An 18,317-nucleotide genomic window follows, 5' to 3' on the forward strand; every position below is an offset into this window, starting at 1 on the left:
GTCAGTTCACCACCTTGTCGCCCTCGACCAGAGGCAGATCGGCGCGCAGCACCAGGGTCTCGCCGCCCTGCAGGCCGGACAGGACCTCGACCTCGTCGCCGATCTCGCGGCCGGTGCGGATCCAGCGCAGGTGCGCAGTCCGCTCGTCGTCCACGATCCAGACCCCGGTGAGCTGGCCGCGGGTGTGCAGCGCCGCAGTCGGCACCAGCACCGCGTCGCGCGAGCCCACGGCGACCTCGACCCGGGCGAACATGCCGCTCTTGAGCCGACCGCCCTGGTTGGGCAGGTAGGCCTCGAGGTCGTAGGTGCGGCTCATGGGATTGGCGGCGGGCAGGATGCGCGCCACGGGCACCGTGAAGACGGCCTGGTCGAGCGAGGTCACCTTGACGCGCACCTCGGCGCCCACGTCCACAAGGTCGACGTCGCGTTCGCCGAGTCCGGCCACGACCTTCATCACCCCGGTCTGTTCGAGCATCACCAGCGGCTGGCCGGGGCTGGCCATGTCGCCGGGGTCGACCAGGCGGTGGGTGACGGTGCCGGGGCTGGGCGCCTTGATGCGCAGGTAGTCGAGCTGGACCTCGACCTCGGAAAGCGCGGCCTGGGCTCCTTGCAATCCGGCCAGGGCGCGGGCCCGGCCGGTGCGCACGTCGTCGAGCTGGGCACGCGAGACCGACTTCTCGGCGAAGAGGCGTTCGAAGCGCGCCAGGTTGGTCTCGGCGTTGTCGAGCACGGCCTGGGCCTCGGCGATGGCGGCCTCGGCCTGGCGCTTGCGCGCGAGCATGTCGGTCTCGTCGATCCTTACGAGGCACTGGCCCGTGGTCACGGTCTCGCCCTCACGCACCAGGACCTCGCGCACGTGCCCCATTATCCGGGTGGAGACCTCCACTGAGTTCTGGGCCTCGAGCGTGCCGGTGGCCATGACCGTGCGCGGAATGGTGGTGCGCACGGCCTCGACCAGATCGGCGCGGACGGTCTTGGGCTCGTAGGAGGCGGGCTCGTCGCCGCCGCCGCAGCCGGCGACCGCCACCACCAGGGCCAGCAGCAGGCTGCCGGCCGTGAGGCGGACACCGTGGTGATTGGTCGGGTAGGTCACTGGTTCCCTCCTTGGGCGCCGCCGCTGCCCGCGGCGTGGGCCAGCCGGGCCAGGTCGACCCGGTAGTCGTGACGGGCCTGGACGAGATCGCCCTCGGCCCGGGTGGCGGCGGCCTGCACGTCGAGCAGATCGATCATGCTGGCCAGACCCTCGCGGTACTGGTTGGAGACGATGCGCAGCGAGGCGCGTGCGGCGTCGACCGCGCTCTCGGCCACCGTGACCCGGGCCCGGGCGGCCTCGGCGTCGCGCCACGCCTGCTGGGCCTCGTGGCGCGCGCGGCGCAGCTCGAACTGGTAACGATGGTCGGCGGCCCGGCGCTCGGCCTTGGCCTGGCGGAGGCTCGAGACGTTCTCGAGCCCCTTGAAGAGGTCCCAGGTGGCGTAGACGCCGAGGCCCCAGCTCTTGGCGTCGCTGCCGAAGATGTCGTCGTGGCTGTAGTAATCGCGCTGCAGGCTCAGGTTGATGTGCGGCAGCATGGCGCCGGTGGCCACGCCCACCATCTTGCCGGCGGCGATGGCCTCTTGCTCGCGGGCCAGGATGTCGGCGCGCTGGCGGGTGGCCGCCGTGTCGGGGGCGTCGGTGGCGAACATGCTGTGGTCGGTCTGGCCGGTGGCGATCTCCAGGGGCGTCTCGATGGCGGTGAGCAGTCGCACCATCTCGCCGGCCATGGCGCGCTGGTTCTGGACGGTGATCAGCTGCTGGCGGAGCCGGCTGAGGAAGACCTCGGCCTGCAGCATGTCGGCCTCGGTGGCCATCTCCGCGTCGAGCAGCGATCGCGCCTGGCGCGCGTGCGCCTCGGCCGAGACGATGGCCGCCTCGACCACCTCCTCGAAGGCGCTGGCCAGGTTGAGCGCCTCGTACACCTCCACGGCCTGCAGCACCACGGTGTCGCGGGCACGCACGTGGTCGAAATGGGCGGCCTGGGCCGCGGCATCGGCGGCGGCCTTGCCGTTCCAGCCCATGCCGCCGTTGAAGATCGGCTGCATGAGTTGCAGGCGGGTGACCCAGTTGTTGGTCTCGCCCGGGTCGTTGAGGCGGGTGGGGTCGAAGTCGGCGGCGGCCACGCCCCGATTCTGGAGCTTGTAGCCGAAGGCCATCAGGGCGTCGTCGGAGCGGAGGAAGAACTCGCTCACCGAGACCCGGGGCAGGAAGCCGGACCAGGCGCCGGCGGCCTCGGCGCCCGCGGCCTCGACCAGCGCACCGCTGGCCAGCAGCATCTCGTTGCGCTCGAGGGCGGTGGCCACCAGGCGTTGCTGGTCGATGAAGAGGGTGTCGCCGCGGATCGTGCCCAGGCGCGAGGGGTCGGCCGGGCCGGGGTCGCTGTTCTCTGTGGCCAGGACGCCGGTCCCCAGGGCGGACACGACGACCACGGTCAACAGCGACAGGGGCATGGATCGCATCATGGGGTTCACCTCAGGAGCTCTGGCCGGAGGGGGCCTGGTCCGGGACACCGAGCTTGCGCAGGATGGTCATCATGGGGCACCAGCAGGTGAAGGCGCTCTGGAAGAGGTTCAGGCCGATGAAGGCGGTGAAATAGAGCCATTTCGGGCTGACGAATACGGCCAGGGCCACGCTGATCATGAGCAGAGCGCCTGCGATGGCGCGGAGCCAGCGGTCGACGGTCATGATGGCATCCTTTCGAAGAGTGTTAGTTTCGAAGTTTCTAAACTATTGCTATTCTACACTTATTTCGTGAGGGCGCAAGAAAAAAAGCCCCGCCGGGCGGGACTTGTGAGACCGGTCCATCGGGGTTTTCTTGGCGGGAGCGAGCGACGCCGCCCAGCAGCAAGGAGCAAACGTGAGCAACGCTAAGCAGCGGCAACTGTTGATTGCCAGTCCGCGTGGATTCTGCGCCGGGGTCCAGCGAGCCGTGGGCGTGGTCGAACGCCTGCTGGAGATCCATGGCACCCCTCTCTATGTGCGCAAGGAGATCGTGCACAACCAAGCCGTGGTCGAGGATTTTCGCAATCGCGGTGTCATTTTCATAGAGGAATTAGCGGAGGCCCCCGACGGGGCGGTGGTGGTGTTCAGCGCCCACGGGATCGCGCCGGCGGTGCGCGAGGAGGCGGCGCGCCGCGGTCTGCGCACCGTGGACGCCACCTGCCCGCTGGTCACCCGGGTGCATCGCAGCGTGCTCCGGCACGCCGAGAAGGGGCGGCCCATCGTCCTGATCGGCCACGCGGGCCACGACGAGGTGGTCGGCACCATGGGCGAGGCGCCGGGCCAGGTGCACCTGGTGGAGACGGTGGCGGACGTGGCGCGGCTCGACCTCGCCGAGGACGCCGAGGTCGCCTACGTCACCCAGACCACCCTCAGCGTCGACGAGACCGCCGGCATCGTGGCCGCCCTGCAGGACCGCTTCCCCCACGCGGTGCGACCGGACAAGGACGACATCTGCTACGCGACCACCAACCGGCAGGCCGCCGTGAAGGACCTGGTGACGCGCGGCGCCGAACATGTGCTGGTGGTGGGCTCGGCCAACAGCAGCAACAGCGTGCGGCTCTGCGAGGTGGCGCGTCAGGGTGGTGCGGGGGCGACCCTCATCGACGGACCCGCCGAGGTGGATCCCGCCGCACTGTCCGGGCACTCGGTGCTGGGGCTGACCGCGGGGGCGTCGGCGCCCGAACGGCTGGTGCAGGCCGTGGCGGAGAAGCTGCGCGCCGCCGGCTGGCAACCGCGCGAGGTGACCGGGGCCGAGGAGAACGTGACCTTCAAGATGCCCCGGGAACTCGCTGGATTCGAATGAGATGCCCTACCAGTTTCTCATATTTGCAATTGTAGAGCTTTGACATTATGCATCATCGTGGTATCTTGGTGGCGTGGGCGTCGGGCCCACCGTGCCTGGAAACCGGAAGGACGGGATGATGGATCGCAAGCTCTACGAGATGCAGGCCCAGCTCTGCAAGACCCTCTCCAACCCCAAGCGGCTGGAGATCCTCGACATCCTCAAGCAGGAGGGCGAGATCACGGTCAACAGCCTGGCCGAGCATCTGGAGATCCCCAAGGCCAACACGAGCCAGCACCTGGCGGTACTGCGCCAGGCGGGCGTGGTCAACACGCGGCGCGACGGGATCAACGTGTTCTACAGCCTGCGTTCCGACCGCATCAGCGAGGCCTGCGCCCTGACCCGGCAGATCCTCGTCGAGCGGCTCGAGGACCAGATGGCCATGATGAAGGGACAGTAGCTCAGGTACCGCCGGCGGCGGTCCACCAGGCCGCCAGCAGGCCCTCGAGCTCTGCCAGCGTCACCAGGCCCGCTGCCAGGTCCGGCTGGGCGGCGCCGAGGACCTGGGACCGGATCTCCGCCAGGGGCAACGGATCGCGCTCGTCGAGATATCCCTGAGCCCGCAACCACGCCGCCAGTTCTCCCTGCTTTTCCTGATTGAAACGCGCCACCTCGCGCGCGGCGAGAGCCGCCAGCAGGCGTGCGGCGTCGTGGCCTTCCCTGGCCAGGACGCCCTCCACCTCGTCCAGCTTGGTGCTGCTGATGCCGCTCTGCTGGGCGATGGCACCGGCCGGAACCGGGCGGCCGCGGCCCACGACGAAGCGGTCGAGGAACCGGGACAGGGCCTGGCCGCGGGCTTGCAGGCGGGCCCAGGCCGACGCCGGCAGGACCTCCTCGGCGGCCAGCACCGCCGCCAGCGGTTCGACCTGCCCCAGCGCCACCACGCCGTGCGCGAGCAGGCCGTGGAGCAGCGGCAGGTCGTCGCGCAGGAGATGGAAGAGATGGGCGGCCGTGGCCGGCGCGTGGCCGTCCAGCGCGGGTACCTGGAGGCGCTGGGCATAGGTGGTGGGGTCCTCGTCGGGCCGGGGTCCGGGGACCTCGGGTCGCGGCCGGGGCTCCAGGCGGGCGGCGGGCGCGGCGGCATCCCGATGGCGCAGGGCGGCGAGGTCGACCACGGGTGCGGGTGGCATCCCGGCCTCGGCCAGGAGGTCCTGCCAGGCGCGGATGTCGGCGGGGTCGCAGGTGAGGTAGAAGACCTGTCGCCCCTCCTCGGCCACCAGGCGCAGCACGGCGCGGCCCACGGCGGTGAAGCGGGCGGGGTCGCTGGCGGTGAGCGACTCGTCGAGGAACAAGGGGATCCGCACCCCGCGCTCGGCCTCGCGCACGAAGGCGAGGCGGGCGGCGAGCAGCAGCTGGGCCCGAGTGCCGTCGCTGAGCTGGCCGAGGGCCAGGCCCTCGCCGGTGCGCGTGTCGCGGGCGCGGAAGCTCTCGGCGTCCTGGTCGGGGATGGTGAGCTCGAACTGGCCAGTGGTGAAGTCGAGGAAGAGGTCGCGAGCGCGGGCCAGGACCGGCGGTTCGCTGAGCCGGCGGTGCTGACGTTGCAGGCGCTCGAGGAGCAGGCGGCGGAGGTGAGTGCGGCGGACGCGATCGCGCTCCTGGGCCAGGTCGGCCGCCATGGTGTCGCGCCGGGTCATGGCGGCGTCGAGCGCGCTGTCGTGGCGCGCCTGATCGAGGCGGGTCTCGATGGCGGTGATGCTCTGCTGGAGCGTTTCGGCGCTGGCGGCCTTGGCCTCGGCGGCGGCCAGGTCCATCGCCAGCTCGCCGGCAGGGCGACCGACGGCGGTCCCGGCGATCTCCCGCAGGTCGGCGGGCAGCGCGTCGAGGGCCCGCTGGCGCAGCTCCAGCTCGGTGGCCTTGCTCGCGGCGCTGGCCTGCCGCTGCCGGAAGGTGGCGAGCTGGGCGACACGGGCGCGGAGCACGGCGTCGTCGTCGGGACCCAGCTCCTGGGCGGCGAGCAGCTCGGCGATCTCGTCCGCGGCCACGGTGGCCACCTCGGCCTTGTCGGCCTGTCGGCGTTCGGCCTCGGCGTGGTCGCGCGTGGCGTGCTGGTGTCGCTGGCTCCGTTGCTCCAGATCCTCGACGCCAGCGGCGAGGGCGACTAGGTCATCGATCGGAGACTGGAGCCAGGGCGCAAGGTCGGCGGCCGCGGCCTCGAGGCACTCTACCAGCTCCGCGGCGAGTTGGGCCACGCGAGCCTCGGCGGCAGCTTGTTCGCGGCGAGCCCGGTGATATGCGGCCGACCGGTGGAGCCATTCGACCGCGCTCAGGGCCGCGGCAGGCTCCTCGTGCGCGGCAGCGAGCGCGGTCAGGTCGCCGGTGACGCGGTCGCGACGCTGGCGGAGCTGCTGGCGGAGGGCCTGCAGGAGGACCTGGTGATGGGCGGCGACCAGATCGCTGTCCAGGGTGGCGAGCCGCGCGTCCACCGCGGCGCGGGTCCAGGACACCAGCGCCGGCAGTTCGCTGGCGGCGAACGCCCGGCGGGCCCGCCGGCTCCGCGGCCGCCAGATGAACGGCACCAGCGCGGCGACCAGCACCGCGAGACCCAGGCCCGGGACGAGCCAGACGGGGTCGGGACGCCGCCACACGCCCACCGCCACCAGCGACAGGCCCACCGCCAGCGGGAGCCACTGCAGGGTGCGCTCGGGGGCGGCCAGGAGCCAGGCGACGAGGCTCGCTCGCGCGGCGGCCAGCGATTCGATCGCGAGCAACGGGGGATCGGGCGGCTGCAGACCGTCGTCGCCGAGCAGCTGCTCGAGGCCCTGGCGCTCGGCGCCGAGCCTGAGCTGTTCGTGGAGGCCGGCGGCGACCTCGCGCAGCCTGGCATCGTCAACCTCGCTGTCGGGCGCGGGCTCGCCCCACGGGGCCAGCTGCTCGCGGGCGGTCCGCTCGGCGGCGACCGCGGCGGCCAGGTCCTCGGCAGCGGTGGCGCGCTGGGCGGCCAGGTGGCGTGCCTCGTCCAGGCGACGGCGCGCGGTGGCCAGCGTGACCGGGTCAGGTCCTCCATCGGGCAGTCCGGCCTCGGCGATCATGGCCGCGGCGACGGCCTGGTCCCGGTGCGCATGCTCCGCCTCGGTGGTGGCGTTCTGGTGACGGTCGCGCAGGGTCTGGAGGCGCTCGGCGGCGTTCTCGGCCAGGTTCGCCATGACGGCGGGATAGCGCTGGGCCAGCTGCTGCGCGGCGTCCTCCGCCTCGGCCCTGGCCTGCACCACGGCCAGAGCGACGCGCAGTGCTTCCTGACGGCCGGCGGCGCTGCGCGCGCCATCCAGCTCGTCGTGCAGCCGTTGCAAGCTGGCTTCCTGGTCTGCCAGCTCGGCGCGGAGCTGGCGCAGAGCGGCCACGTGCTGCTCGGCGGCGGCGAGGTCGGCGGCGGCCTTCTTGCCCTCCAGGCCGCTGACCGCCTCCTGGTCCAGCATGGCGCTGAGGTCGTAGCCGCCGGCCATCTGGTTGCGGATGGCGCGGGCCAGGTCCTGGTCGGTGGCGTCGGCCTCGAGCTTGAGCAGGTCGAGCAGGCCGAGGCGGAAGGCGCTGGCCTGGGCGAGTGCGGGGACCATGGGGGGCTCGCTCGGCTGGCCATCGCGTTGCCAGCCGACCACGGTCCCGCCGGCGCGGGACGCGTGCCAGACGGTGTCGCCTTCGTGCCAGGTGGCGCTCAGCTCGCCGGCCGGCGCGGTCTGCGGCCAGAGCAGGCCCAGGGCGGCCCGGCAGAGCGAACTCTTACCCGAACCGTTGGGCCCGAGGATCAGGTTGAAGCCTGGCTCGGCGACCACGGTGAACGGTCGTGGCAGGCCGGGCAGGCGCCCGATGCGCAGTTCACGCAGATCCATGCGGCGCCTCCCTCGCGGCCAGGAGCGCGTCGAGCACCTGGTAGCCCTCGTGAAGGAGCCGCGCGCGCAGGTCGTCTTCCGCTAGGGGGAGGTCGGCCAGCGGCTGGAAATTGGCCTGATGGTCGACAGCCTGGACTGCGTCCCGCGCCTCGCGCAGCAGGTCGTCGCCCTCGCCGGCCTGCAACGCCAGCAGCTCGCGGGCGAGGAGTCCCGGTGGATCGTCCTGTTCGGCGAGGACGGCGAGGTCGTGCAGCGGGGCGACCACGCTGGTCACGGCGTCGAGGAAGACGAGCTGCTCGCCCTGGCGCAGAGCGAGCTCCTTGTCGGCCAGCCGCTGGCAGGCCGTCTCGAGCGCGGCGAACTCGGCGGTGCGACCCACCAGCCGCACGCGCACGCCGAGGACTCTGGCGTGGGAGAGGTCGACCTCTTCGGCGGCGGCGAACTCCTGCAACGCGGCGGCGACCCGGGTGGAGAGTTCGCGGGCTGGGTCGGCCAGGTCGTCCACCGCCACGTCGAGCCGTTCCCAGCGCAAGGGCGCCTGGGGCAGGTGTTCCAGCGTCAGCCGCGGACCTGCCACGGTGAGGAGCCAGGGCCCGTGGGGACCGGTCTCGGTGGGGTCGAGCCCCAGGAGCGAGCCGAGGTAGCCGGGGTCGGTGGTCTCGGCCGCGAGCGTGGGCTGATGCAGGTGGCCCAGCAGCCAGCGGACCTCGCGGGCGGCCGACAGCTCGCGACGGGACACCGGCGCGTAGCGGCTCACGGCGGCGTCGAGGTCGGCGTGCAGGAGGCCGATGGTGGGCGGGCCAGGCGTCAGCGAGGGGAGCGTGCGCGCCGGACTGGTGGTGTGATGCGCCCCGGGGAACGACCAGCCGAGCACCCGGACCGGCCCGCCGGGACCGGTCACCTCGCGGGTCTCCCAGACGCCGCCTGCCCCGAGCAGATGGACGTTGGGCAGCAGGGCGGCCAGGCGGGGCAGCACGTCGTGGTCGTGGTTCCCGGCCACCGCCAGGATGGGGATCCGGTGCTCGGCCAGCGGCCGGCATACGTCGGTGAGCACGCCCAGCGCGTGGTAGAGGTCGCGGGTGTCGTCGGCCACGTCGCCGGCCAGCAGGACTGCCGACACCTCCAGGTTCAGCGCCGTCTGCACCGCCAGGCGCAGCGCAGCCGCCGGACCCAGGCGGGACGGATCCAGCGAACCGGGCAGGCGACCGCTGGCGCGGCCGAGGTGGATGTCGCCGATGGCGAGCAGGCGGGTGGGCACGAGAGGATTCCTTCCGATCCTCGCAGTATGCAACTCGCCGGGAACGACGTAAAGAGTTGTGCCTGGAGGATCGACGATGGCCAGGGAAACCGCTGTCCGGCATGGTCGACCATGGCCCGGGCGCCACCAGAAGGACGGCGGCCCCTTCCAGGACCGCCGCCCCATGACTGCCCGAAGTGGCGCGGGTCAGTCCAGAAGCTTGAGGATCTCCAGCGATTCGTCGAACTCCTCGCGCGCGCGCTCCAGGACCTGGCTGGCCAGATCGGGTGTCAGGTTCACGAGCTTGGCGGCGTCGTGCGAGTGCTGGCGGGGCGTGGCGGCGCCCGGGCAGCCGCTCTCCATGTGGTAGCTGAAGTAGTCGGCCAGATGCACGAGACAGGCCAGTTCGGCGTGGCGGCTGGCGGTCTCGGGCGCGTGGTGGCAAGCCACGGCCTCGATCACCGGGGCGGGGAAGTCCCAGGCGCGGAACAGCGCGCGACCGATGGCGGCGTGGTGGATGGGGAAGAGCACCTCCTCGCACGCACGCCAGGTGAGCTGCTGCTCGGCGGCCGCGCGGGTGAGGTCTTCCACGTCCTCGGGGAAGTGCTGGAGCATGACAAGCTTGCCCACGTCGTGGAGCAGTCCGGCCACGAACGCGTCCTCGGGCTCGCCCACATGCAGCACCATGCTGAGCTGCTTGGCCAGGCACGACACGCCGACCGCATGGCGCCAGAAGCCCTCCATGGAGAACGAGGCCGCCGACGAGGTGAGGCCCTTGAACCGCTCGAAGACCGACACCGCCAGCGCCGCCGACCGCACCGCCTGGAACCCCATGATGATCACGGCGCGGCTGATGGTGGTGATCTGCGACGGCCGGCCGTAGAACGCGCTGTTGACCAGCTTGAGGATCTTGGCGGTGAGCGCCGGATCGCGGGTGATCACCTCGGCCAGCTCGCTGACCTGGGTGTCGGGATCCTGCATGCGCGAGAAGAGCTCCTGGAACACCACCGGGAGCGTGGGCAGATCCTTCACGAACTCGCGCAGTTCGCGCGGGTGAATGTCCATCAGGGACTGGTGCTGGGTGGGCGCGGACAAGGGGGTCCTCCCGAAACGGGTCGATAAGGATTCCTTAGGATCCTCATCGACCCGCGTTCCGGGGGCTTGAGCGGTAAAACGGCCTAGGAGAACACCAGATACGGGTCCTGACCCGACCGCTCGCGGACCTCGCCCACGACCACGCTGCACAGCGCGCCGTCCGCGCTCAGCGCGGCGCAGAGCTCGTCGCAGCGCTGGGCGGGCACGGCCACCAGCAGGCCGCCGCTGGTCTGGGGATCGTGGAGGAGGCCGATCTGGCCCGCGTCGAGCTCGGGGGAGAAGCGGATCAGTGCCTCGGTGAACGACGCGTTGGCCTTCGTCCCTCCACAGGTGAAGCCGCTGGCGCAGAGCTCGGCGGCCCGGGGCAGCTGGGGGATGGCGGCGGTTTCCAGCGCGAGCTGGACGCCCGCGCCGCGGGCCATCTCGAGTCCGTGGCCGGTGAGGCCGAAGCCGGTGACGTCGGTGCAGGCGCTCGCGCCCAGGTCGGCCAGGAAGAGGCCCTGGCGGTTCAGGGTGGTCATGCAGGCGACCAGGGCGTCGTACTCCTCGGCCCTGAGGGCCGCGGCGCGGTTGGCCGCGACCAGGGCACCCGTGCCCAGGGGCTTGGTCAGCACCAGGCGGTCGCCGGGGCGGGCGGTGCTGTTGCGCAGGATGCGGTCGGGGTGGACCAGGCCGGTGACCGACAGGCCGAACTTGACCTCGCTGTCACGGACGGTGTGTCCGCCGGCGACCACGCACCCGGCCTCGGCGCAGACTGCGGCGGCGCCGGCCAGGATCTCGCCCAGCACCGTGCCCGGCACCTCGTTCTGAGGGTAGCCGGTGAGGTTGATGGCGATCAGGGGGCGCCCACCCATGGCGTAGACGTCGCTGAGCGAGTTGGCCGCCGCCACGCGGCCGAAGGTGAACGCGTCGTCCACCACGGGTGTGATGAAGTCCGCCGTCACCACCAGCGCTCGCTCGGCGTCGAGACGATAGACCCCGGCGTCGTCGGCGGTGTCGAAGCCGACCAGGAGGTCGGGCGAGGCGGTTCCCGCGAGCTTGGCGAGCAGGCCGTCCAGGTCCCCTGGACTCAGCTTGGCTGCTCAGCCGGCGCTCTTGGCGAACTTGGTGAGCTGGAATTGCTCGGCTGCGGACATGCGAGATCTCCTCGTGGCGGCGACGCGGCGCCCCGGTCGGGCGCGGACTCCGGTCAATGTCAGGGCGCCGGACACCGGTGTCAACATCCGGCTCGGACGGCCGATACCGGAACACCGGGACTTGCCAATGAGCCCGGTTGACGGCACCTTCTGCAGATCGATGGATTGGCCCCGCCGGAGGTTTCCTTGGCCCCACGACCCGAGCAGTCCCAGAGCAGCAACCGCCGTCATGGCGGCGATCGTCGCCTGCGCCCGACGCCCATGTTCTCCGGCTTCACCCTGCGCGGCCGGCGCACCCGCATCCGCCGCGACACGGACCTGCTGCGCGGCCGCTATGTCGACCGCTCCACCGGTCGCCACCTGGTGTTGATCCTCCTCCTGATGATCTTCATCACCCTGGATGCCGCCTCCACGCTCTACATCCTCGACAACGGCGGCACCGAGGTGAATCCCATCATGGTCAACGCCCTGAATCGCGGGGTGGGCTGGTTCCTGATGATCAAGCTGGGGCCGTTGCCCATCGCGTTCCTGCTGCTGTCGATCCACCGCTACTTCAGCTGGGTGCGGACCGCACTGCTGATCCTCGTGGTGGTCTACGGGGGCCTGGCGTTCTATCACTTCACCCTGTTGCTGAAGATCCACTGACCCGGCAAGGGCCCGGCGTCGACTCCGGTGGCGAATTCTATTTGACTATTTGGCAAAATAGCCAAACTTTGCCAGTGGAGGTTCCACCATGCCTCAGACCGAACTCGACCGCTGCCGCCACCATGCCCGGGTCTTCAAGGCCCTCGGCCACGCCACGCGACTCTTCCTGGTCCAGGAGCTGGGCCGCGGCGAGCGCTGCGTCTGCGACCTGCAGGTCCTGGTGGGCGCCGACATCTCCACCGTCAGCAAGCATCTCGCGGTGCTGCGCGAGGCCGGCCTCGTGCGCGACGAGCGCCGGGGCAACCAGATCTTCTACAGCCTCGCCGCACCCTGTGTCCTCGAGTTCATGAGCTGCGTGGAGAGCCTGGCCGGCAACCGTCCGCAGACCATTCAAGCGGCGCCGGCCCGGGAGGCCGGGGCATGAGCCTGCGTGGCCAGTGGAAGTCCTTCGTCGGACTCGCCGCCGCCTTCGCCGCCTGCTGGTGGTTGCCGGTGGGCGAATTCCGTTTCGACCATGCCCTGGGCGAGGCGCTGCACCTGGTGCGCTGGTATGCCCGCGAGCACGTCATCTTCTGCCTCTTGCCGGCGTTCTGGATCGCCGGCGCCATCGGGACCTTCCTCAGCCAGCAATCGGTCATGCGCTATCTCGGTCCCACGGCGCCCAAGCCCGTGGCCTACGGCGTGGCGGCCGTGTCGGGAACCGTGCTTGCGGTGTGCTCGTGCACGGTGCTGCCGCTGTTCGCCGGGATCTACGCCATGGGCGCGGGGCTCGGCCCGGCGAGCGCCTTCCTTTACAGCGGACCGGCCATCAACGTGCTGGCGGTCATCCTGACGGCCACCGTGCTGGGCCCTCACCTCGGTCTGGCGCGAGCCCTGGGCGCGGTGATCTTCGCGGTGGTGATCGGGCTCGCCATGGCCGGGATCTTCCGGCGCAGCGAAGGCCTGCGGCAGGCCGCGGCGCTGCAGATGCCGTGCGAGGAGCCGGTACGCCCGCTCTGGCAGAACGTGGTCTTCCTGGCCACGCTGATCCTGATCCTGATTTCCGCCACCTGGGGTCCCGGCGACGGCACCGGGATGCAGGCCGCCGTCTTCGGCGTGAAGTGGTGGCTGGCGGCAGGGCTGGCCCTGGCCCTGGCGGTGGAGCTGGGGGCCTGGCTGGGTGCCGCGCGCCGGCGACTCGTCGCCACCGGCCTCGTGGTGGCGGGATTGGCGTTGGTTCTGCGTCGTCCCGAGGCGCCGTTCCTCGCCGGGGTGCTCGGCCTGGGCTTCGTGACCGCGGGTCGTGACGGCGAACTGGGTGATTGGTTCGACCAATCGTGGCAGTTCACGAAGCAGATCATGCCGCTACTCCTGGGGGGCGTGCTGGTGGCGGGATTCCTGCTGGGTCGACCCGGCGAGGAGGGGATGATCCCGGCGCGCTGGGTCTCGGACGCCGTGGGGGGCAACGGCTTGGGCGCCAACCTCTTCGCGTCGCTGGTGGGCGCATTCATGTACTTCGCCACCCTGACCGAGGTGCCCATCCTGCAGGGCCTGCTGGGCAGCGGCATGGGCCAGGGTCCGGCGCTGGCGCTGCTGCTGGCCGGGCCGGCGCTGAGCCTGCCCAACATGCTGGTGATCCGCAGCGTCATCGGGGGACGGAAGACGGCGGTGTTCGTGGCCCTGGTGGTGGCGATGGCCACCCTGACCGGGCTCCTCTACGGAGCCCTCGCCTGAAAGGAATGCCCCATGAAGGTGTCGATCCTGGGCACGGGTTGTGCCAAGTGTACCAAGCTGTACGAGACCGCCGAGCAGGCCATCGCCGAGCTCGGCCTCGATGCCGAGCTGGAGAAGGTCTCGGGCATCCAGGAGATCATGGCTTTCGGCGTCATGATGACCCCGGCGCTGGCGATCGACGGCGAGGTCAAGGTGGTGGGCAAGGTGCCGGGCCTCGACGAGGTCAAGGCATTGCTCGGCTGAACGAGGACCCTGGAACAAGGACAGAGGGACCATGAACATCAAGACCATCGTGACGGGACTGTTGTTACTCCTGGCCGTGGGCGGCGTGATCTATGTCGTCGCCGGCGGGGACGGCATCGGCGTTGACTCGAGTCAGTCCGCCCAGTCGTGCGATACGACGGGAGCCTGCCCCCCCGGATGCACGGGTGATCCCGGTGCGACGGCTGCCGTGCCTGGAGCCGATGCACTGCCGGCCGATGGCGTGGTGGTTTACTACTTCCACGGCACCAAGCGGTGCTATACGTGCAACCGCATGGAGGCCCTGGCCTCGCTGGTGATCGACGAACGCTTCGCCGCGCAACAGCGCGACGGCTTGGTGGTGTTCAAGGTGGTGAACGTGGAGACCGATGCCACCCGCCACTTCATCGACGACTTCGAGCTGGCCACCAAGGTGGTGGTGATGGTGGAGCGTAAGGATGGCCAGGACCATGGCTGGCGCCGGCTCGACCTGGTATGGGAGAAGGTGGGCGACGAGGACGATTACAAGGCCTACATCGCCGAGAATCTCGCGGCCTGCCTGCAGGACATCGGCCTGGGCGGCGCCTGATGTTCGCGGCGGTCGGCACCGCGCTCTGGCTCGGTATCCTCACCAGTCTGAGCCCCTGCCCGCTGGCCACCAACGTGGCGGCCATGGGATTCATCGGCCGCCGGACCGACAGCGCGCGCGGGGCGCTCTGGACCGGCCTGCTCTACACGGCCGGTCGCGCCCTCGCTTACGTCGGTCTCGGCATGGTGCTGGTGGGCGGCCTACTCGCAGTGCCCGCGGTGTCGGCCTGGTTGCAGGAGAACATGATCCGCCTTCTGGGACCGGTCCTACTGGTGACCGGCCTGGTGCTGGTGGAGTGGCTGGCGTTGCCGCGCGGAGGAGGGGGGCGCTTCACCGGTTGGGTGCAGCGTCGGGCGTCGGCCATGGGTCTGGGCGCGGCCCTGTTTCTTGGCGTGATGTTCGCGCTGGCGTTCTGCCCGGTGTCGGCGGCGATGTTCTTCGGGAGCCTCCTGCCGGTCTGCCTGGAGACCGGGTCGGGATTCTGGCTGCCGCTGGTCTACGGGATCGGGACCGCGCTGCCGGTGCTGGCGTTCGGGCTGGTGCTGGCGTTCGCCGCCGGACGCGTGGGGCAGATCTTCGACCGCGTCTCCGTCGTGGAGAAGTGGGCGCGCTGGGCCACCGGCGCGGTGTTCCTGGGAGTGGGGCTGGTGTTCACGGTCCGCTACTCGCTGCGGCTTCTATGAGCATCCTGATCGAGGTCTGCGCGGGTGGGGTCGAGGATGCCGTGGCCGCCGCGGCTCTCGGCGCCCAGCGCCTCGAGCTGAACACGGGGCTGGAAGTGGGTGGGCTGACACCGTCGCCGGCCAGCTTGCAGCGCACGCTCGCGGCGGTGGCCGTGCCCGTGGTGGTGATGATCCGACCGCGGCCCGGCGGCTTCGTCTACACCGCGGACGAGTGGCGGACCGTCCTCGCGGACGCGGCGGCTGCGCTGGCGGCAGGGGCGCAGGGAGTGGCTTGCGGCTGCCTCTGCCACGACCGCACCATCGACCGCCAGCGGGTTCGTGAACTGGTGGCGCTGGCTGCCGGCCGCCAGGTCGTCTTCCACCGCGCCTTCGACGAGACGCCGGATCTCCTGGCCAGCCTCGACCAGCTCGGCGAACTGGGCGTCAGCCGGGTGCTGACGGCGGGTGGGGCACCCTCGGCGCTGGCGGGAGCCGCGACGATCAGGGCTCTGATCGACCGCAGCTGCGATGTCGCCATCCTGCCGGGTGGTGGCGTGACGCCGGCCAGCCTGACCGAGCTGCGCCGCCTCACGGGCAGCCACGAGGTGCATGGCTCGTTCACGACCTGGGTGGAGGACGACGGTCCCTACGGCCGTCACCTGAGGCTCGATCGAGCTAAGCTCGCGACCGCGCTCGCCGCCACGACGTGATCATCCCCACCACCGAGATCACCAGCCAGAACGCCTCGACCACGAAGGCCGATACGTTGAACTCGAAGCACAGCGAGAAGAGCACCAGTCCGGCGCCCAGCGCGTTGAGCGCCGAGTACCGCACGTCGCGGACCGTGAGCCGGTCGGTCTGCAGTAGCACGTAGGCGCCGAGGATCAGCGCCACACCCACACTGCCGACGATGTCGTGCGCCGCCATGTCCAGCCACCTTCACGTTCGCGGTCAGAGATTGTCGGGCAGTTCGGCCACCCAGTCGCGGATCCGGTCGCGGATCAGCCGGTAGACGTCGAGGATACGCTCCTCGTCCTCGAGCCCGGCCGACAGCCGCGGCGGGTCGCCGAAGCCGTGGTGGACGATCCTGGTGTCGCCGGGGAAGACGGGGCAGCTCTCGTGGGCGTGGCCGCAGACGGTCACCACGACGTCGAAGTGCTGGTCCAGGAACTCGTCGACGTGCTGCGAACGGTGGTCGCTGATGTCGACGCCCGCCTCGGCCATGACCTGCACGGCGCGCTCGTTGAGGCCGTGGACCTCGATGCCGGCGGAGCAGGCCTCGAGGAGATCGCCCTTGAGGTGGTTGGCCCAGCCCTCGGCCATCTGGCTACGGCAGCTGTTGCCGGTGCAGAGGAAGAGGATGCGGAGCTTCGCGGGCATGGGTGTCCTTTCTGCCGCGGTGATCGACGATTGAGACCACGGATACACAAAGAGGGCGGTCCTGCCAAGGGCCGCCCTCTCGATCAAGACAGGGAGCGATTACTTCTTCGCCTCGAGCTTGGCCCAGCTGTCCTTCAGCGTCGCTGTCCGGTTGAACACCAGGTGCGCGGGCCGGGAGTCCTTGATGTCGACGCAGAAGTAGCCGTTGCGCATGAACTGCATCCGGTCGCCGGGCTGGGCGACGGCCAGCGCGGGCTCGAGCTTGCAGCCGGCGAGCACCTCCAGTGACCCGGGATTGAGGTTGTCCAGGAACCCGGAGCCTTCCTCGGGAAACGGCTGGGCGAAGAGGTGGTCGTAGAGCCGGACCTCGGCGTCCACGGCGTGCTGGCAGCTCACCCAGTGCAGGGTGCCCTTGACCTTGCGCCCGTCGGGAGTATCGCCGCCGCGCGACTCGGGGTCGTAGGAGCAGTGCAGCTCGGTGATCTCGCCCTTGTCGTCCTTGATCACCTCGTCGCAGGTGATGTAGTAGGCGTGCTTGAGCCGCACTTCGCTGCCGGGTTTGAGCCGGAAGAACTTGCGCGGCGCCTCCTCGCGGAAGTCCTCGCGCTCGATCCACAGCTCGCGGCTGAACGGCACCTGACGCGTGCCCGCGGCGGGGTCCTCGGGGTTGTTCACGCACTCGATCTGCTCGACCTGGTGCTCGGGATAGTTGGTGATCACGACCTTCAAAGGCCGCAGCACCGCCATCACCCGCGGCGCCACGCGGTTCAGGTGCTCGCGCACCGCCCACTCCAGGAGCGAGAAATCGACCGTGCTGTCGGCCTTGGCCACGCCGATGCGGTCGCAGAACTCACGGATCGCCTCGGGAGTGTAGCCGCGGCGGCGCATGGCGGTCAGGGTGGGCATGCGGGGGTCGTCCCAGCCGGTGACGTGGCCGTCCTCCACCAGCAGCCGCAGCTTGCGCTTGCTCATCACGGTGTAGGTCAGGTTCAGGCGTGCGAACTCGTACTGATGGGGTTCGTGGGGCACGGGCAGGTTCTGGATGAACCAGTCGTAGAGCGGCCGGTTGACCTGGAATTCCAGCGAGCAGGTGGAATGGGTGATGCCCTCGATGGCGTCGCTCTGGCCGTGGGTGTAGTCGTACATCGGGTAGATGTGCCACCTGTTGCCGGTGCGATGATGCGCCTTGTGCTTGATGCGGTAGAGCAAGGGGTCGCGCATCTTCATGTTGGCGTGGCCCATGTCGATCCTGGCGCGCAGGGTGTACTTGCCCTCCTCGAACTCGCCGTTCTTCATGCGCTCGAGCAGGTCGAGGGACTCCGCGGCGGGCCGGTCACGGTCGGGACTGGGGCGCCCGGCGGTGGTGACGGTGCCGCGGTACTCGCGGACCTCGTCCTCGGTGAGCGAGCAGACGTAGGCCTTGCCCTCGCGGATCAGGTGCTGGGCCCATTCGTAGAGCGTGTCGAAGTAGTCGCTGGCGTGGAAGAGGCGGTCCTCCCAGTCGGCGCCGAGCCAGCGCACGTCCTGCTGGATCGAGTCGACGAACTCGGTCTCCTCCTTCTCCGGGTTCGTGTCGTCGAAGCGCAGGTTGAACTTGCCGCCGAATTCCTGCGCCAGGCCCCAGGCGATGAGGATGGCCTTGGCGTGCCCGATGTGCAGATAGCCGTTGGGCTCGGGCGGGAAGCGGGTATGGACGCGGCCGCCGTGCTTGCCGCTCCGGACGTCCTGGTGGACGATCTCGCGCAGGAAGTTGCGGGGTTCGGCGCTGTCGCCGTCGGCTACGTGCTCGCCCGGGGGCGTGGTGTTCTCGGGACCGGTCATGGGGCGCCTCGCTGGTAGGGGTCGGGGATCGGGAATGGGGAAAGGCTAATGGCAAGAGAGGCTGGAGTCAAAGGGTGGGCGGCTTCGCGGTGTCCGA

The 18,317-nt window shown here is 70.4% G+C and carries 18 protein-coding genes and 1 pseudogene; 9 read left to right on the forward strand and 10 right to left on the reverse strand.

Features of this window, described 5'->3' with window-relative positions:
• Position 1 precedes the first annotated feature (1 nt).
• The 3 genes from IFSED24_RS19165 to IFSED24_RS19175 are packed head-to-tail and all read right to left on the reverse strand — an operon-like array spanning position 2 to position 2,719.
• On the reverse strand, positions 2-1,093 hold the full coding sequence (locus tag IFSED24_RS19165) for an efflux RND transporter periplasmic adaptor subunit (protein ID WP_491333099.1): 1,092 nt from the start codon (positions 1,091-1,093) through the stop codon (positions 2-4).
• Entirely contained in the window at positions 1,090-2,496 is a 1,407-nt protein-coding gene (locus IFSED24_RS19170; RefSeq protein WP_491333100.1) for a TolC family protein, read from the reverse strand. The genes IFSED24_RS19165 and IFSED24_RS19170 overlap by 4 nt, the downstream gene beginning before the upstream one ends.
• Positions 2,497-2,506: 10 nt before the next feature.
• On the reverse strand, positions 2,507-2,719 hold the full coding sequence (locus tag IFSED24_RS19175; protein WP_491333101.1) for a YgaP family membrane protein: 213 nt from the start codon (positions 2,717-2,719) through the stop codon (positions 2,507-2,509).
• A gap of 172 nt (positions 2,720-2,891) precedes the next feature.
• On the opposite strand from IFSED24_RS19175, the gene ispH reads away from it, so the two are divergent.
• The gene (gene ispH, locus IFSED24_RS19180) at positions 2,892-3,839 is read left to right on the forward strand and encodes a 4-hydroxy-3-methylbut-2-enyl diphosphate reductase (RefSeq protein WP_491333102.1); all 948 of its coding nucleotides are present in this window, start codon (positions 2,892-2,894) and stop codon (positions 3,837-3,839) included.
• Positions 3,840-3,954: 115 nt separating this feature from the next.
• On the forward strand, positions 3,955-4,278 hold the full coding sequence (locus IFSED24_RS19185) for an ArsR/SmtB family transcription factor (protein ID WP_491333103.1): 324 nt from the start codon (positions 3,955-3,957) through the stop codon (positions 4,276-4,278).
• Between the two features lies 1 nt (position 4,279).
• Here the strand turns inward: IFSED24_RS19185 and IFSED24_RS19190 are convergent, their stop codons facing one another.
• The 4 genes and pseudogenes from IFSED24_RS19190 to selD all read right to left on the reverse strand — a co-directional run.
• The gene (locus IFSED24_RS19190) at positions 4,280-7,702 is read right to left on the reverse strand and encodes a hypothetical protein (protein ID WP_491333104.1); all 3,423 of its coding nucleotides are present in this window, start codon (positions 7,700-7,702) and stop codon (positions 4,280-4,282) included.
• A complete protein-coding gene (locus IFSED24_RS19195; RefSeq protein ID WP_491333105.1) occupies positions 7,689-8,960 on the reverse strand; it encodes a metallophosphoesterase family protein in 1,272 nt (423 codons plus the stop codon). The genes IFSED24_RS19190 and IFSED24_RS19195 overlap by 14 nt, the downstream gene beginning before the upstream one ends.
• Positions 8,961-9,146: 186 nt before the next feature.
• Complete coding sequence (locus tag IFSED24_RS19200; RefSeq protein ID WP_491333106.1) at positions 9,147-10,034, reverse strand: HDOD domain-containing protein; 888 nt, start codon at positions 10,032-10,034, stop codon at positions 9,147-9,149.
• An 83-nt stretch (positions 10,035-10,117) separates the two neighbouring features.
• Positions 10,118-11,116: pseudogene (gene selD, locus IFSED24_RS19205) on the reverse strand (selenide, water dikinase SelD); the annotation flags it as partial.
• A gap of 240 nt (positions 11,117-11,356) precedes the next feature.
• Between selD and IFSED24_RS19210 the strand changes: the two are divergent.
• The 7 genes from IFSED24_RS19210 (at position 11,357) to IFSED24_RS19240 (ending at position 15,729) form a co-directional block, all read left to right on the forward strand.
• Positions 11,357-11,815, forward strand: a complete 459-nt coding sequence (locus IFSED24_RS19210; protein ID WP_491333107.1) for a DUF5658 family protein — start codon at positions 11,357-11,359, stop codon at positions 11,813-11,815.
• Between the two features lie 88 nt (positions 11,816-11,903).
• Positions 11,904-12,239 (forward strand): ArsR/SmtB family transcription factor, encoded by a 336-nt coding sequence (locus IFSED24_RS19215; RefSeq protein WP_491333108.1) that lies wholly within the window; start codon positions 11,904-11,906, stop codon positions 12,237-12,239.
• Positions 12,236-13,528, forward strand: a complete 1,293-nt coding sequence (locus IFSED24_RS19220; protein ID WP_491333109.1) for a permease — start codon at positions 12,236-12,238, stop codon at positions 13,526-13,528. Before IFSED24_RS19215 ends, IFSED24_RS19220 begins: the two co-directional genes overlap by 4 nt.
• A 12-nt stretch (positions 13,529-13,540) precedes the next feature.
• The gene (locus IFSED24_RS19225) at positions 13,541-13,771 is read left to right on the forward strand and encodes a thioredoxin family protein (protein ID WP_491333110.1); all 231 of its coding nucleotides are present in this window, start codon (positions 13,541-13,543) and stop codon (positions 13,769-13,771) included.
• Positions 13,772-13,802: 31 nt separating this feature from the next.
• Positions 13,803-14,357, forward strand: a complete 555-nt coding sequence (locus tag IFSED24_RS19230) for a nitrophenyl compound nitroreductase subunit ArsF family protein (protein ID WP_491333111.1) — start codon at positions 13,803-13,805, stop codon at positions 14,355-14,357.
• The gene (locus IFSED24_RS19235) at positions 14,357-15,040 is read left to right on the forward strand and encodes an aromatic aminobenezylarsenical efflux permease ArsG family transporter (RefSeq protein ID WP_491333112.1); all 684 of its coding nucleotides are present in this window, start codon (positions 14,357-14,359) and stop codon (positions 15,038-15,040) included. The genes IFSED24_RS19230 and IFSED24_RS19235 overlap by 1 nt, the downstream gene beginning before the upstream one ends.
• The gene (locus IFSED24_RS19240) at positions 15,037-15,729 is read left to right on the forward strand and encodes a copper homeostasis protein CutC (RefSeq protein ID WP_491333113.1); all 693 of its coding nucleotides are present in this window, start codon (positions 15,037-15,039) and stop codon (positions 15,727-15,729) included. Before IFSED24_RS19235 ends, IFSED24_RS19240 begins: the two co-directional genes overlap by 4 nt.
• Here IFSED24_RS19240 and IFSED24_RS19245 read toward each other — a convergent pair.
• From IFSED24_RS19245 to IFSED24_RS19255, 3 genes are all read right to left on the reverse strand, one after another.
• Positions 15,695-15,946 (reverse strand): CBU_0592 family membrane protein, encoded by a 252-nt coding sequence (locus IFSED24_RS19245; RefSeq protein ID WP_491333114.1) that lies wholly within the window; start codon positions 15,944-15,946, stop codon positions 15,695-15,697. The genes IFSED24_RS19240 and IFSED24_RS19245 overlap by 35 nt on opposite strands.
• A gap of 24 nt (positions 15,947-15,970) precedes the next feature.
• Positions 15,971-16,399 (reverse strand): arsenate reductase ArsC, encoded by a 429-nt coding sequence (locus IFSED24_RS19250; RefSeq protein WP_491333115.1) that lies wholly within the window; start codon positions 16,397-16,399, stop codon positions 15,971-15,973.
• Between the two features lie 99 nt (positions 16,400-16,498).
• A complete protein-coding gene (locus IFSED24_RS19255; RefSeq protein ID WP_491333116.1) occupies positions 16,499-18,220 on the reverse strand; it encodes a glutamine--tRNA ligase/YqeY domain fusion protein in 1,722 nt (573 codons plus the stop codon).
• Between the last annotated feature and the right edge of the window lie 97 nt (positions 18,221-18,317).

The organism is Candidatus Latescibacter sp. IFSED24 (genome assembly GCF_058273205.1).